The organism is Clostridium sp. MSJ-8 (assembly GCF_018918325.1).
Lineage (GTDB): Bacteria > Bacillota > Clostridia > Clostridiales > Clostridiaceae > Clostridium.
Genome location: NZ_JAHLQH010000051.1, coordinates 23,353 through 39,128, shown reverse-complemented (window position 1 = coordinate 39,128; position 15,776 = coordinate 23,353). Strand labels below are relative to the sequence as shown.

Genomic DNA, 15,776 nt, shown 5'->3' with positions numbered 1-15,776 from the left:
ATACTTTTTGGGGAAAGGGGCAATTATCTCATTTTTTATTATCTTTGTGAAAATTATTTATAAAATATAATTGAAAAGGGGTTGTGAAAAAATGATTTCTCATTTTTTCACAGCCCCTTCTTTTTTGCTATTTTAATTATTATTTTTCGATTAATGATTCTCCAGTCATTTCTGAAGGAACTTCTAATCCTAGTACTCCTAACATAGTTGGTGCTATATCAGCTAACTTACCGTCTTTCTTTAATGCACCATTCTTAGATTCATTTGATACCCATACAAATGGTACTTTGTTAGTTGTATGTGCAGTGTATGGATTTCCTGTTGAGAAATCTATCATCTTTTCTGCATTACCATGGTCAGCAGTTATAAATACTGTTCCATCTTTTTCTAATATCTTATCTACGATTTTTCCTAAACATTCATCTACTGCTTGAATAGCTTTTACTGCTGCTTCAACAACTCCTGTATGTCCAACCATATCTGGATTAGCGAAGTTTAGTATAACCATATCATATACATCTTGATCTAATCTCTTTAATAATTCATCTGTTACTTCATAAGCAGACATCTCAGGTTTTAAATCATATGTTGCAACCTTAGGTGATGGAATTAATGCTCTATCTTCACCTTCATTTTCCTTCTCAACTCCACCATTAAAGAAGAATGTTACGTGAGCATATTTTTCAGTTTCTGCAATTCTTAATTGTCTTAATCCTTTTGATGAAACATATTCTCCTAATGTGTTAACTAATGTTTGAGGCTTAAATGCAACTTCAACACCTTCTAATGTCTTATCATATTGAGTCATTGTAACAAATACTAGATTTAAAGTTTCTCTCTTAAATCCAGCAAATTCTTTATCATTTATAGCTCTAGTTATTTCTCTAGCTCTATCTGGTCTGAAGTTATAGAATACAACTGAATCTCCGTTCTTAATTGTAGCAGTTGGAGCTCCATCTTTAGTTATAACACATGGTAATACGAATTCATCAGTCTTATTATCCTTATATGAATTTTCAATAGCTTCTACAGCACTTGTAGCAGTTTCTCCTTTACCTAAAACTATTGCATTATATGCTAATTCAACTCTTTCCCATCTGTTATCTCTATCCATAGCATAATATCTACCACTTATAGATGCTATTTCTCCTACGCCTACTTCTTTCATCATCTTTTCAGCTTCAGCTATATATTCTTTTCCTGATGAAGGTGGTACATCTCTACCATCCATAAATGCATGAACATAAACTTTTTGTAGTCCTTGTTTCTTTGCGAATTCTAATAATCCTCTTAAATGACCTATATGAGAGTGAACTCCACCATCTGATAGTAATCCCATTAAGTGTAATGAAGTATTATTTTCTTTTGCATTCTTCATAGCTTTCATAATTGCTTCATTTTCAAAGAATTCTCCATCAGCTATAGACTTTGTTATTCTAGTTAATTCTTGGTACACTATTCTACCAGCACCAATATTTAAATGTCCTACTTCTGAGTTACCCATTTGACCGTCTGGAAGTCCAACAGCCATTCCACTAGCGTTAATATCTGTATGAGGATATTCCTTTATTAATCTGTCGAAGTTAGGTTTACAAGCTAATTCAACAGCATTTCCTTCTGACTTTGGTGCTTCACCAAATCCATCTAATATCATTAACATTACAGGTTTCTTTGCCATAATTACCCTCCACTTTATTGATTTATTTACTAAAAAATATTAGCATTCGTAATTTTCGATTATATTATACTACAAAGTTTTCATATTCCACAACTTTGTAAACATTTAATTTTATATTTTTATTTCTCTTTTATATTAAAAAATTATCAACTAATTGCTTTAAGCACCTCTACAAGATAATTCCATGTCCTCTCAGTTGATGATATAGATAAATGTTCTTCTGGAGTATGAGCACCTATTATATCTGGTCCAAAACTTATCATATCCACATCACTTCCTAATATCTCCTTAAATAGTCCACACTCTAATCCTGCATGAATAGCATATATTACTGGTTCTTTATTAAACATATCAGTATATACCTTCCTACATATATCTCTTATCTTAGATTCTTTATCATATTCCCATCCTGGATATCCTTCATTAGCAGTAAATGTTCCACCTAATGCTTCTGTTAAAACTTTCATTCTATTAACAATATCATCTCTAAGAGATAATACTGAACTTCTAACTGCACTATCTAATTCTACTGAATCATCATTGGTAATAAGTACTCCTAAGTTAGTTGAACTCTCTGTTAGATTCTCTATAGCAGCACTCATTGTGTTCACTCCATTATCATATAAGTATAACAAATTAATGACTCTATCAGTTGAATCTTGTGTAAATTGTTTATCATGCGAAACATCCTCTACACATTCTATTGTTATAGAAACCTTGTCATCTGAAACTATTAATTCATTTTTAATTATAGTATTCCACTTCTCTTCAATTTTACTCATATCTTTTTCAGTGGTTGTAAATATTGCATCTGCTTCTCTAGGAATAGCATTATTCTTAGAGCCACCATTTAACTCAATTAATCTTATACCATAAATATTATTTATATCTTGAAGCACTCTTCCTAATATCTTATTAGAATTACCTCTTCCCAAGTGTATATCTGTTCCAGAATGACCACCTTTTAGTCCTCTAACCTTCAAATGATATACATTGTTTTTAATTTGTTCCTTGTCTACATTAATAATACTTTTAGTTCTTATTCCACCTGCACAGCTAACTAAAAGATATCCTTCATCTTCATTATCTATATTAATTAATATCTTTCCAGATAAATTATCCTTTGATACTTGCATAGCACCTGTCATTCCAGATTCCTCATCAGTTGTAATAAGTACTTCTATTGGTGGATGTTCTAATGAATCATCTGATAATACTGCCATAGCATATGCAACAGCTATTCCATCATCAGCACCTAAAGTAGTTCCATCTGCATATAGATAATCTCCTTTTACAACTAACTTTAATGGATCTTTTGTAAAATCATGCTTTGTTTCTTGATTCTTTTCACACACCATATCCATATGTCCTTGAATTATTACAGTAGGTGCATTTTCATATCCTACTGATGCTGGCTTCTTTATTATTACATTAAGGGCTTCATCTTGAATAACTTCTAATCCAAGATCCTTTGCAAAATTCACCAAATAATCACTTATTGCCTTTTCATTTTTTGATCCTCTTGGTATTTGAGAAATGTTATAAAAATGTCTAAATACTTCAATGGGTTTAATATTTTGTAAACTATTCATTATTTTTGCTTCCTTTCGTTTTTTCTATGCTACTATTATACTAATAGATAATTTATAATTCTATAATAAATATTATTAAATTATATTGCAAAAACTATATACATACACAAAAGGGAGGTTATTTTTTATGCAAAAGACTAAAATGATTTTTACAATAGGCCCTGCTAGTGATAACGAAGAAACTCTTAGCAAATTTATGGATATTGGTATGAGTGCAGCTAGATTAAATTTTTCTCATGGTGATCATGCATCTCATAAAGAAAAAATAGATTTAATCAAGAAATTACGTAAAGAAAAAAATACTTCAACTGCTATTATCTTAGATATAAAAGGCCCAAAGATAAGAACTCATAACTTCATTAATGATGGTGTTGAACTAGTCAAAGGTCAATCTTTTTCTTTTATATGTGGTACTCAAATATTAGGTGATGAAAGTCATTGTTCTATATCTTATGATGAATTATATAAAGATGTAGAAATAGGTGGAACAATATTAGTTGACGATGGACTACTAAAATTTAAAATTGTTAATATAATAGGTAAAGAAATCAAATGTACAGTAACTGTAGGTGGAATGATTAAAAATCACAAAGGTGTAAACGTTCCTAATGTTAAAATAAAATTGCCTTCAATCACTGAAAAAGATATAGAAGATATTAAATTTGGTTGTAAAATGGGAGTTGATTTTATAGCAGCTTCTTTCATAAGAAAAGCTGAAGATATATTAGATGTACGTAAGGTTTTAAAAGAAAACGGTGGAGAAAATATTAAAATAATAGCTAAAATAGAGAGTCAAGAAGGTGTTGATAACGTTGATTCAATACTAGAAGTAACTGATGCAATAATGGTGGCAAGAGGTGATATGGGCGTTGAAATTCCTATAGAAAAAGTTCCTATAATCCAAAAATCTATCATAAAAAAATGTAACAAAGCTGGAAAAGTTGTTATTACTGCTACACAGATGTTAGATTCTATGATAAGAAACTCTATGCCTACTAGAGCTGAAGCTTCTGATATATGTAATGCTATATTTGATGGTACTGATGCTATTATGTTATCTGGTGAAAGTGCTTCAGGTAACTTCCCTATAGAAGCTGCTAAAACAATGTCTAGAATAGCTATAGAAGCTGAGAGTAACCTAGATTACACTCATCTCCTTACAGAATCCTCAAATAGTCTTACAGATTGTGCTGATGCAATAAGCTATTCTACATGTAAAACATCTATGATACTAGATGCAAAAGCAATAGTTGCTGCTACAAAAAGTGGTGCTACAGCTAAATTAGTATCTAAATATAGACCAAAGAGTCCTATTATAGCTATTACTCCTTATGAAGAAGTAGAAAGAAGCTTAGCACTTAACTATGGTGTTTTCCCTGTTCAATGTGCTACTTTCAACACAACAGAAGAGATAATCCAAGAAGCTAGAAAAACTGCTCTAAATTTAGGTCTTGCAGAAAAAGGAGATTCTATCATTGTTGCTGCTGGTATGCCAACAACTTATACAGGCGGAACTAATATGTTAAAAATCGAAAAATTATAAAAAATATTAAATTAAAATTTAATTACCTAGGCGTTATGGTGATTTTTAGTATATCTATTTATTTCACTTAACGCCTTTAATTCATTTTATTCAGTATTATAATTTTCTATAAAGTACTTTTTTTAAATAAAAAAATCCAATGTTATTTGATGATTTTATTATTATGATTGTATCTATTAGTATCAATATAATATTAATCAAATCAAAAACATTGAATTTTTCTTTTCAATTACATTATCTTATGAAATGTGTTGATGTCCAAGATTCTTTTTGGGGAAGACCGTATTTTTCTTTTCCAAGATTAATACTTTCATTTTTAATCCTCCAAATATTTTATTATAACTTTAATCCTTTAAATAAATCTGCTAGCGAAGTACCAGCTTCATCTTCATTATCGTTATATTGCATATATTCGTTATTAGGCTCTATTGCCTCTTTTATACTCAAGCTTAATTTTCTATTTTCTTTATCAACAGATAATATCTTAACTTTAACTATATCTGAAACATTAACAACATCTGTTACTTTTGCTATATTATCATCACTTATCTCTGTTATATGAACAAGTCCTTCTATTCCATTATATATTTCTACAAAAGCTCCAAAGTTAGTTGTTCTTACAACTTTACCTTCTACAATTTCTCCTTCTTTTAGAGAATCTGCATATACTATCCATGGATCTTTTTCGTTATCTTTAAGAATTAATGATATTCTATTATTCTTCTCATCTACCTCACCTATAAATACTTCAACAGTATCACCAACCTGCACAACATCTTCAGGTTTAAATACTCTCTCCCATGCCATATCATTTAAATGTATTAAACCTTCTACTCCACCAATATCAACAAAGGCGCCAAATTTTGCAAGTCTAGTAACTATACCTTTTCTCTTTTCACCAGGATTTAAACTTTTATATATATCCCTTCTATTATTTTCATATTCTTCTTCTTCAATTACCCTTCTTGATCCTACTATTTTTCTATCTTTGAAGTTCAATTCGATTATCTTTACATCCATATATGTATTCATTTTTAATGTTTCTAATTCTACTCTATCTTTAGATATCTGAGAAGCAGGAATAAATATTCTAACATTACCGTAGTATGCAACAACTCCACCTTTTACTATCTCCTTCAATAATACCTTTATAGTTGTTTTATTATCAAATGCTTCTTGAACATCATCTTTTTCTGTTATAGCTAATGCTTTTATTCTAGATAATAACACATATCCTTCGCCATCATTAGGTGATATTACATAAACCTCTATACTATCTCCTGCCTTAACTACATCATGTGGATTTTGATCATCGTATGTTAATTCATCTCTAGTTATCACACCATCAAATGCATAATCTATATTTACAGTTACTTCTTTATCTGTAACATCTATTACTTTTCCAGTTATAATCTCTCCTGTACTTATTCTTTTTACATCATAATCTTTTAATAATTCTTCCATTGAATTCTTTTCATTTTCCACAAATATCACTCTCCATACTATATTCTCATTTAATCTTAACCTATGGAAATTATTTTATTTTTTTATTCTTGCTTATATTTTTTCATTTCTTTAAAATAATAATTTATTATATCACTTCTTTTTATTATACCTATAAATGTTTTATTATCATCAACTACAGGAACAAAGTTCTGACTAGCAGCTAAATTAATCAAACTTTCTATATCAGAGCTTATCTCTACACATTTATGTTTTACTCTTCTAGGAATATCTGCTACTTTAACACTTTCAGTATTCTTAAAATTAAGCTCTGGTGTATTTTTTAATTTCCACAATAAATCTCCTTCTGTTAATGTTCCTACATACTTTCCATTCTTATCTATAAGTGGAATAGCTGTATATCCATGATACTCCATCTTTTCCATAACTTGTCTCATGCTAGCTTCTTGATTTTCATATACAACTTCATTTTTAGGTGTTAGAAAAAATGCTATATTCATTATAATACTCTTCCTTTCTTATTTACAACTACTCTATATCTATTCCTGCTAATCTCATTAGATATACAGCATTTTGAGTAGTACTCTTTCCTTTTCGTAATTTATAATCAAATTTTATTTTATTATCTTCATAGTATTCTCTAAAATTATAATTCTCCATCTCTGGCATATCATTCTCAAGATCACACAACTCTAAATCATGTGTAGATAATATTCCTACTGCTCCTACTTCTACTAATTGTTTTATTAAAACAGTAGCACCCGTATGTCTATCTTGTGAATTAGTTCCTTTAAATATCTCATCTAATAAGAAGAATATCTTCTCTCCTTTTTTGCAAGCTTCCATTATTAATTTTATTCTTAAAATTTCTGCATAAAATGATGATATACTTTCTTCTAAATTATCTTTAGTTCTCATACATGTATACACATTCATTATTCCACATGAAAAACTAGTTGCACAAGAAGGTGCCCCTATATATGAAAGTATAAGATTTATACCTATAGATCTCAAGAAAGTACTTTTTCCTGACATATTAGAACCAGTAATAAGTGTTATTTTTTTCTTTCCTACTAATTCATAATCATTTGCTACAGCCCTATCACCTATTAGTGGATGTGCTATATGTTTTCCACTTATCTCTTTTCCTTCTAATATTGTACTATAACACCATTCTTCATGATCAAAACTAAGATTAGCAATAGAAGATAATGCATCAAATTCTCCCATGACATCTAACCATTTTTCTACTTTATCACCATTAGCTTCTTGCCATTTACTTAAGTTATATAATATGAAAACATCAGCAAATGCTATTACATTAAATAAGAAGAAATAAGCATTACCACTAGAGTCACCAATCCAATCTAATAATGATGATAGTTTCTTCATTTCTGCCTTACATGATGAATTATCATTATTCTTAAGTCCATTCTTTAATTCGTTTAAATACTTAGATTTAAATTCTTCATCTTCTATAAGAGATAAAATATTAGTATACGCTTTTACGTTATACTTTATTGAATGAAATAACTCTATTGCATTACCTTTTTCCTTAGTTAAAAGTTTTACAACAACAAAGTTTAACATTAAATCTAATATTAAAAGCGAAAATTTAATCTTACCTATTAAAACTAAAAATATACCTACTAATGTGATAGCCATAAATATACAAGCCACTACAACCTTGCCTATATTGTTAACTTTTTCACCTTTACACCACTCTAATAAACCTTCTAATTCTTGATTCTTATTTTTCTTAAAAGTGCTGTCTACATATAATTCTTCTCTCCAAGTTGCTTTATTTCCTAATTCCTTAACAGCTTCTTGAGTCTTCTCTATAGTTTCTTTAGTAGGTAATTCTTCTATTAATAATCTCTTACCAAGCTTCTTTCTTCCAATATTAGTTCTTGTAGTATTAATCATCTGAAATAATGAATTTCCACCAAATATATCTAAGTCATTACAAAAAGGATGATTCTCACTAACTAGATCTTCTCCCTTATCCTCGAATTCTTTATATTCATTATTAATTCTCTTTAAACCTTTTTTGTTATATTCTATCTTTATGTCTTCTCGATCTCTCTTCTCTATCTTCTTTCCATGATAATTAACCACTACTAAAAAAATAGCAAGCGTTATACATATTGCCACAACACATGCATAAACTCCATTAGACCTATATAATTGCCATGAAACAAATGCACCAATTAATAATATTACTAATCTAATCCATCCTATTAACGATATATTCTTATCTAATTCTTTTATATTTTCTTCTGCCTTTTTAACATTATCTTGATAAAACTTTTGTGCTTTACTCATTTTCCACCTCTCAGTTAAATATTCTCCTTTAAACCACATATGTCATTTTAGGGTTTACATTATTTATTATACTATTTATTTGTGACAATTACATTATAACTAGTATTTTTTGCAAAATTTTCTCTTATATATAATTTCCTATAAGAATAAAAAAACTCTAACCTATAGATAATTAAAATACATGTTCTAAAGGTTAGAGTTATGTTTATATATTTTATTTTAATGATGAATATATCTTATCTAGATTGAACCTCATAGCTTCAATGTAGTTCTTACCTTTTACCGAACTCTCTAAACTATATATCTCTTCCACTTTTCCATCTATTTCATTTGCAAGAGTTTTTGCCTCTTCTGAAGACTCTGAACTCTCTGAAAAAATAGTTTTTATGTTATTCTTCTTGCAATAATCTGCAAGTTCCTTATATGTCTTTGCAGTTGCTTCGCCTTCCCCAAACAAGTCTGTTAAAGACTTCTGTTCTAATCCAAAATCTCTACATAAATATCCAAAGGCTTCATGACCTGTTATAAAGTCTTTTGTTGTGACATTTTTGAATTTATCAGAATACTCACTATATAATTCTTGTAATTCTTCTGCATATTTATTGTAGTTGTCCTTATAATAACTTGAGTTATCTTTATCTATATCACATAATGCTTCCATTATTGTTTTACATTGATTCTGTGCTTCTATCAAACTAAGCCATAAATGTGGATCTTGTTTATTATTTACCTGTATTATGTCCGAATTCTCGCTGCTATCAATAAATTTAACTTCTGATCCTGAAGCAGTTTCTTCTAACTGTTCTAACCAATCTTCCATACCTGCTCCATTATATATAAATAAATCTTCATTCATCACATTCTCTACATCTCTTGTCTTAAGCTCAAAATCATGTGCTTCCATGTTATCTGGCACAAGTGATTCTACATCAACTTTATCTCCACCTACCTTCTCAGCAAATTCCTTAAGTGGGCTTATTGAAACCATAACTTGAATTTTCCCTGACTTCTTCTTATCTGAACCTTTATCTGAAGATGAACCACAACCTAATAATATAGTAGGTATAACCATAAGCATAGCAAGCTTAATAAATATTTTCTTCATCCTTACACCTCATTTGCATTTGATTTGCATTTTCGCTTTTTCCATTGTATCTCTTTCTTTTTTTATTGTCAATATTTTTATTTTACAAATATTTTCTATTGAAATCAATTCCATCTAAACTCAAAAATTTCTCTTCTCTCTTGTGACAAGTAAATATAATTATCTGACCATTTATTAAACTAACAATTGCTTCTAAGGCTCTCTTACATCTATTATCATCATATTGTACAAATGCATCATCTAATATGATCATTTCATCTTCACCTTCAAATATAAGTTGAATAAGTGCTATTCTTAATGAAAGATATAGTTGATCTAAAGCTCCATTACTTAGATACTTACCCTTAAACAAATCACTATTATTTCTTACTAACATCTCATAATTATCTCCAAGAATAACTTCTTTATACCTATCCTCTGTTATATTTCTGAAATTCTCAGTTATCTTCTCATTAAGTGTAGGAATAACTTGAGACCGAACCTCCTCTACAGATTCATTCATATACTTTATTGCAATCTCTATCGCTTTTAACTTATTTTCTTTTTGCTTAATTTCATCTCTAACTTCTTCTAATTCTTCTGATATTTCTGGTATTTCCCTCTTCCCTATTAATCTATTTGCAATATTATTCTCTAAATCTTTTATATTCTTCTCACATTCTAATAATTCATTATTTTTATTTTTCTGTTCTTTTTCTACTTCTTCTTCATTTTTATAATTAAAATCTATATTATCATTTATAATTTTCTTTATTTGTTTCTCTATATCTTTTATATCTCTATCTTTTAACAATACATTATAAGTTTCCTTCATAGATGTAAGTCTATTTTGAATTTCCTTATATCTATTTATCTTATTTATATAATCATCTAAATATTTTTTTATTTCAGATACCTCTACTCCTTTAAGATTTATCTTACTAAGTTTATTATCTAAATTACATTTAATAATATCTATTTCTTTTTCTTTTGAATCAAGTATATGTTTCTTATTATCATATGAACTTATTAATATAACTAATTCATTTTTTATCTTTTCATAAGCATATGTTTTATTTATTACATCTTCTATATCTCTAGAATTACTACTTCTTATTATCTTATCTACAATTGTTCTATTAGCTTCATATCTATTCTTTATTATATCGGGCTTAATGTTCTGTAATTGTTCCTGCTTATCTTTAAGTATTATTTTATTTTTTATATTCTCTTCTTTTTTCTTATCTTGAATATTTATATATCTTAATAGATCCGCATAATTTTTCATATTAAATTCTTTTAAATACCCATTTAATTCTTCTTCTATTCTATTTATACTTTTCTTTAATCTAATTGTTTTACGACTTATATTTTTATTATTATAAACAATAATAAAAACTATAATACTTATAATTATACATATTATTCCTAATATTTTAAAAGGCACAGATAAAAATATACTAGCACCTATTCCAATTAATAAAATTATTAAATCTATTACTATATAAAAATTATTATTTCTATTATCTCCTTCCATAAGTGCTTTTATAGATAATAGTTCTTCCTCATATAATTTAAAGACACTCATTATATGATCTTTTTGACTATCACTTATTTGCTGATAAGATTCATTAATATTAGATTGTAATCTAGCTATATCTTTTTCTATTTCATTTATTTCATATAGCTTATTATTTAACTCCTTCTGTTCGTACTTAAGTTCTAATATCTTCTCTTTAATTTCAACACCAAACTCATCTATAAACTTATAATTTAAAAGTTCCTCCTCTAACATACTCCTCTTTTGAACTATATTATTAAATTCATCTCTTAAGTTAAGAATATCTTTTGACACCTCTAAATATCTTCTTCTTTCTTCTTCTACAGATGCAATATATTCTTCATCTATAATATTATCTCCATTAAATAACAAGCTCTTGATTTCTTCCTGTTGATTCTTTAAATCTTCTGTCTTAACTAAATATTCTTTAAGTTCCTCGTATTCTTCCTTTAATCCTAGTTGTCTAAGATAATTTTTATATATTTCAAGTTTATCTAATGTATCAAGTATACGTTTCTTAAGTTCTTTTTGGGCATATAATTCTTCTTCCCAATTAATATTCTTCTCAGCTATCTTATGTGCTTCATAAAGCTCTTCAACAAGTTCTTGCTCTCTTTTTTTTAGAATATCTAATTCTCCTACACCTCTTACAGTTTTGATATTTTTTTTTAAGTTTTCTAAAGTATCTAATGCTTTATTAACTTGCACTTCATCTGTTCCACAACCTAATGTACTAGTAATTCTATCTATTATTTCTTCTTCTCTATCTTCTGAAAAAATAACACCTAATTGTCCTACAAACAAAGTTTTTTCAAAGGTTGATCTATTTATTCCCAAAAAGTATCTTCCAGGTTCATCTTTGTCTATATAATCAACTTCCTTACCAGTAAGAGTGTCTAGTATAATAGATTTATCTTGTTTTTTTGTAGTAGCAAATTTCCTATTCAATAGATATAACTTATTATTATGTTCAATAACCAATTCCCCACCTATTGTTCCACCATCAAAAGGAATAAATAAACTACGTTCTTTTTCTCCATTTATTTTTTTATTTGTAAACCCATATAGCATTATCTTTATAAAATTCTCTATAGTAGTTTTACCTTTTTCATTATCACCATAAACAATATTAATTCCATCATCTAAATCTATCTCAAAATCACTAATTCCTGCAAATAGATCTATTTTTATTTTTCTGATAATCATCTATATTCACCTTTCCATCTGAAAGACTTGATATTCCTAGTTTTAATGCTTGTGATAATAACTCTCTTTCATAATCATCCTTACACTCATCAAGTTTCTGCAATAATTTTTTAGTGTAAATACTCTTAATAGAATATCCCTTCTGTATCTCTTCAATATCATATTGTACTGTTGTTTTATCAATTATATTGCAAAAATAAAATTTATCTTTTATCTTTTCTTTTATTACATCAACATCTATATCAAAGTCGCTAATAACTTCTCCTACTAATATAATCTTATAAAAATCTCTAGTTCTACTTTCTTCTAGCACTATATTATATATAGTATCTTCTATATCTTGATAGGTTTTAACTCCTGATATATCTACTTTTAACTCTATATAATTCCTTATAGATGTTTTGATAAATTCTAAATCTGTTCCTCCATTAAATACATATCCATAAATTATCCCTTTATCTCCTTGTTCGTCAAATCCTCTACCTTGGGGACAGCCACTATAAGCGTAACAAGTTTTTCCTCTTCTATTGATTCCAGAGAATTCATGTCTATGTCCAAGTGCAATATAATCCATATTACTATACTCTATGTCTTGAAGTTTAATAGGGTTATATTCATTATCAGCAACTCCTTGAGTTATTTCTCCATGCATAACTAATAAGTTTATTTTATTAGTATCTACCTCTATAGGTTTAAGTAATGATTCTCTCTCATAAGTACTTGTAAATGCCGCTCCATATACACATGTATTCAATTCTTCTAACTCTATCTTCTCTAATTCTCCTGTAAATATGTGAACATTATCTGGCCAATTCACTAGTTTATAAAACGAGCTATTAGCATATGGATCATGATTACCCGGACTAACAAATACCTTGGTATAAGTTAAGGTTTCTAATGTATTCTCAATAAAATATATAGTCTCTCTATTAACTGTATAATTGTCAAAAACATCTCCTGAAATAAGCAATATATCTACAGTATTTTTTATACAAAACTCTACTATATCCTTAAATACTTGTTTTATCTCTTCTTTATTGATCTTGCTCTGTTTCTCTCCCACCTCTCTAAATGGAGTATCAAAGTGAAAATCTGAGCAATGAACTATCTTTACCTTATCCATAATAATCTCCAATCTTAATAGAACTTTTGTTCTTATTTTATCATAAATCATTACAAAAAAGCTTAAATTATCTCGCTAATTTTTTTATTCATTCCCATTTAATATCATATTTTTATCATTATCTTAACATCTACATTCTAGCATATTATCCATAGCACAAAAAAACTTGGAATCTCTAACAAAGATTCCAAGTTTATTAATCTGGCAGGGGCACTAGGACTCGAACCCAGAACCAATGGTTTTGGAGACCACTACTCTACCAATTGAGCCATACCCCTAAGACGAGTTTTATTTTAACACGTAAAAATAAAACTGTCAAACATTTTTTATTCTGGTACAATCATTACTATAGATTCTGCTCTTTTTACTACATTAGATGTTACAGAGCCTATCATTCTAGTTAAGCCCTTCTTAGTTGACTTAGTCATAACTATAATATCTATTTGTTCTTCACGAGATTTATTTAATATTTCTTCAACAGGATATCCAAATGTAAAGTATGTTTTTACATCATATCCATCCATTATTTTTTTAGCTTTTTCTAGTAAACTTTCACCTTGCTCTTGAGATGATTGTATTTCTTCAGAAACTACCATTCCATTAATAAAAACTAATTCCTTAACATACATTATAGTTAATTCTATTGCATCTTTAGAATATAAACTCTTCACCAATTCTAATGAATGCATACTTCTCTCTGTTCCATCTATAGGTACTAAAATTTTCTTCTTGCTCATATTTATCACCCCTTATTTATATATTCGACTTCTAGGGGTAAAAACCTTTACATTTAAATGTTCACTTTTTGTTAACTTTTCTTAAATTAATTTTTTACTACATTAAACATGATACATTTATAAACTTCTCTACAATAAGTATTGCAACAAATGAAAATCCTACAATAGATGCTAACATTGCATCTGGAGAAAGAGGAATCTCAGTATCTCTAGTTAATATGTATAAAAATATTGTTATTGATGCAAGTACATCTATAACTGGATATGCTAATGTAACTAATGCTGCAGTAACTGTAAGCACTGATGCTATCGCTATCAATCTAATATCTATGTACATTCTTTGAATCAAAAACCCAATTTCTGTTCCTACAGCTAGAGCTAACGCTAGCTTTATTCCAAGTTTAACTATCTCCATTTATATCTATATCCTCCTAGTGCTTTAAAACAATTATCCTATGTACTATCTCATATTATGATAACATACATATATGCTACTTAATCTTATTCATCCATTAGACATATTAAATTCTAATAGATGAATAAGTTTTATCTATTAGAATTAGTTTATTGACCAATCTCTATTGTATATTTACATCTGAATTCTTCTTTAGGATTTAACTTAAGAGTATCTTCTTTGTCAGAAAAATCTCCAGTAAAATCTTCAAAATCCGCATGACCATACCAAGGCTCTATACATACAAAAGGTCGTGTATTTTCTGTTGCCCATAAAGCCAAGTAGGGAAATCCTGAAAAGTTTACTTTTACATATTTAGACGAATTATTAGACTTTAATGTTATATTCTCTGACTCTAAATTATTAAATAAAATTGTTCCATTTTTAAATGTATCTTCAGTTAACTTAATAATATTATTATTTTTAAGATATACATTTTCATTACCTGTTAAATAATCTTTTTCATTAATTTCAAATACCTTAGCTTCTTTCTCTACTTTTTCAAACTCAAGATAATAATCACTTAATTCCTCTTCATATTTAATTGGACATTTAAATGATGGGTGTGAACCTATAGAAAATATCATTTCTTCAGTATCACTTAAGTTTTCAACATAAAAACTTATTATAATTTTATTATCTTTAAGCTTGTAGTTAGTTTTTAATGAGAATTTAAATGGATATAATTCCTTATATTCTTCTTTATATTTTAATTCAAATGTTATATTATCATTTTCCTTATGAATAACTTCATATTCTGCAAAGTTTGCAAAACCATGACAATACATAAAATACTCTTTTCCATTATAAGTATATTTATTATCTTTTACTTTACATACAATAGGAAATAATGTTGGTGCTGATAAAGGCCACCCATAATTTCTTCCATTCCATAAGTATTCAGTGTTATCTTTTTTGCCCATTATAGAGAACATCTCTCCGCCCTCATCACATAATTCAATCTTTAATTCATCATTCTCTAAATAATATCTCACCCTTAACACCTCGC

At 28.1% G+C, this 15,776-nt stretch carries 12 protein-coding genes and 1 tRNA gene; 1 reads left to right on the top strand and 12 read right to left on the bottom strand.

What is annotated here, in order from left to right; all coding sequences use genetic code 11:
• Positions 1-139 precede the first annotated feature (139 nt).
• On the bottom strand, positions 140-1,678 hold the full coding sequence (gene gpmI / locus KQI77_RS12210) for a 2,3-bisphosphoglycerate-independent phosphoglycerate mutase (protein WP_216390716.1): 1,539 nt from the start codon (positions 1,676-1,678) through the stop codon (positions 140-142).
• Between the two features lie 146 nt (positions 1,679-1,824).
• A complete protein-coding gene (locus KQI77_RS12205; protein WP_216390715.1) occupies positions 1,825-3,270 on the bottom strand; it encodes an aminoacyl-histidine dipeptidase in 1,446 nt (481 codons plus the stop codon).
• Between the two features lie 127 nt (positions 3,271-3,397).
• Here KQI77_RS12205 and pyk point away from each other — a divergent pair, with 127 nt between their 5' ends.
• Positions 3,398-4,813, top strand: a complete 1,416-nt coding sequence (pyk, locus tag KQI77_RS12200) for a pyruvate kinase (RefSeq protein WP_216390714.1) — start codon at positions 3,398-3,400, stop codon at positions 4,811-4,813.
• A 336-nt stretch (positions 4,814-5,149) separates the two neighbouring features.
• Here the strand turns inward: pyk and rpsA are convergent, their stop codons facing one another.
• The 10 genes from rpsA to KQI77_RS12150 all read right to left on the bottom strand — a co-directional run bounded on the left by rpsA (position 5,150) and on the right by KQI77_RS12150 (position 15,762).
• On the bottom strand, positions 5,150-6,298 hold the full coding sequence (gene rpsA / locus KQI77_RS12195) for a 30S ribosomal protein S1 (RefSeq protein ID WP_367397307.1): 1,149 nt from the start codon (positions 6,296-6,298) through the stop codon (positions 5,150-5,152).
• A gap of 62 nt (positions 6,299-6,360) precedes the next feature.
• On the bottom strand, positions 6,361-6,777 hold the full coding sequence (locus KQI77_RS12190) for a CBS domain-containing protein (protein ID WP_216390713.1): 417 nt from the start codon (positions 6,775-6,777) through the stop codon (positions 6,361-6,363).
• Positions 6,778-6,805: 28 nt separating this feature from the next.
• The gene (locus tag KQI77_RS12185; protein ID WP_216390712.1) at positions 6,806-8,602 is read right to left on the bottom strand and encodes a MutS family DNA mismatch repair protein; all 1,797 of its coding nucleotides are present in this window, start codon (positions 8,600-8,602) and stop codon (positions 6,806-6,808) included.
• A 214-nt stretch (positions 8,603-8,816) separates the two neighbouring features.
• Positions 8,817-9,707 carry a zinc ABC transporter substrate-binding protein gene (locus tag KQI77_RS12180; protein ID WP_216390711.1) on the bottom strand — a complete coding sequence of 297 codons (891 nt, stop codon included), beginning with the start codon at positions 9,705-9,707 and terminating at the stop codon, positions 8,817-8,819.
• An 82-nt stretch (positions 9,708-9,789) separates the two neighbouring features.
• On the bottom strand, positions 9,790-12,453 hold the full coding sequence (locus KQI77_RS12175; RefSeq protein WP_216390710.1) for an ATP-binding protein: 2,664 nt from the start codon (positions 12,451-12,453) through the stop codon (positions 9,790-9,792).
• Positions 12,410-13,576, bottom strand: coding sequence for a DNA repair exonuclease (locus KQI77_RS12170; protein WP_216390709.1), 1,167 nt, complete (start codon positions 13,574-13,576; stop codon positions 12,410-12,412). The genes KQI77_RS12175 and KQI77_RS12170 overlap by 44 nt, the downstream gene beginning before the upstream one ends.
• 202 nt (positions 13,577-13,778) lie before the next feature.
• Positions 13,779-13,854 (bottom strand) — tRNA-Trp (locus KQI77_RS12165).
• 48 nt (positions 13,855-13,902) lie between these two features.
• Entirely contained in the window at positions 13,903-14,313 is a 411-nt protein-coding gene (locus tag KQI77_RS12160) for a universal stress protein (protein ID WP_216390708.1), read from the bottom strand.
• Between the two features lie 97 nt (positions 14,314-14,410).
• Positions 14,411-14,728: a hypothetical protein gene (locus KQI77_RS12155; RefSeq protein WP_216390707.1), complete on the bottom strand. Its 318-nt coding sequence runs from the start codon at positions 14,726-14,728 to the stop codon at positions 14,411-14,413.
• Positions 14,729-14,877: 149 nt separating this feature from the next.
• The gene (locus KQI77_RS12150) at positions 14,878-15,762 is read right to left on the bottom strand and encodes an aldose 1-epimerase family protein (RefSeq protein WP_216390706.1); all 885 of its coding nucleotides are present in this window, start codon (positions 15,760-15,762) and stop codon (positions 14,878-14,880) included.
• Positions 15,763-15,776 lie beyond the last annotated feature (14 nt).

Bases quoted from the DNA above. Each gene is read 5' to 3' on its own strand.
- gpmI (WP_216390716.1), bottom strand. From the start codon at position 1,678: ATGGCAAAGAAACCTGTAATGTTAATGATATTAGATGGATTTGGTGAA.
- KQI77_RS12160 (WP_216390708.1), bottom strand. From the start codon at position 14,313: ATGAGCAAGAAGAAAATTTTAGTACCTATAGATGGAACAGAGAGAAGT.
- KQI77_RS12180 (WP_216390711.1), bottom strand. From the start codon at position 9,707: ATGAAGAAAATATTTATTAAGCTTGCTATGCTTATGGTTATACCTACT.
- KQI77_RS12155 (WP_216390707.1), bottom strand. From the start codon at position 14,728: ATGGAGATAGTTAAACTTGGAATAAAGCTAGCGTTAGCTCTAGCTGTA.
- KQI77_RS12190 (WP_216390713.1), bottom strand. From the start codon at position 6,777: ATGAATATAGCATTTTTTCTAACACCTAAAAATGAAGTTGTATATGAA.
- KQI77_RS12205 (WP_216390715.1), bottom strand. From the start codon at position 3,270: ATGAATAGTTTACAAAATATTAAACCCATTGAAGTATTTAGACATTTT.
- KQI77_RS12175 (WP_216390710.1), bottom strand. From the start codon at position 12,453: ATGATTATCAGAAAAATAAAAATAGATCTATTTGCAGGAATTAGTGAT.
- KQI77_RS12170 (WP_216390709.1), bottom strand. From the start codon at position 13,576: ATGGATAAGGTAAAGATAGTTCATTGCTCAGATTTTCACTTTGATACT.
- KQI77_RS12185 (WP_216390712.1), bottom strand. From the start codon at position 8,602: ATGAGTAAAGCACAAAAGTTTTATCAAGATAATGTTAAAAAGGCAGAA.
- pyk (WP_216390714.1), top strand. From the start codon at position 3,398: ATGCAAAAGACTAAAATGATTTTTACAATAGGCCCTGCTAGTGATAAC.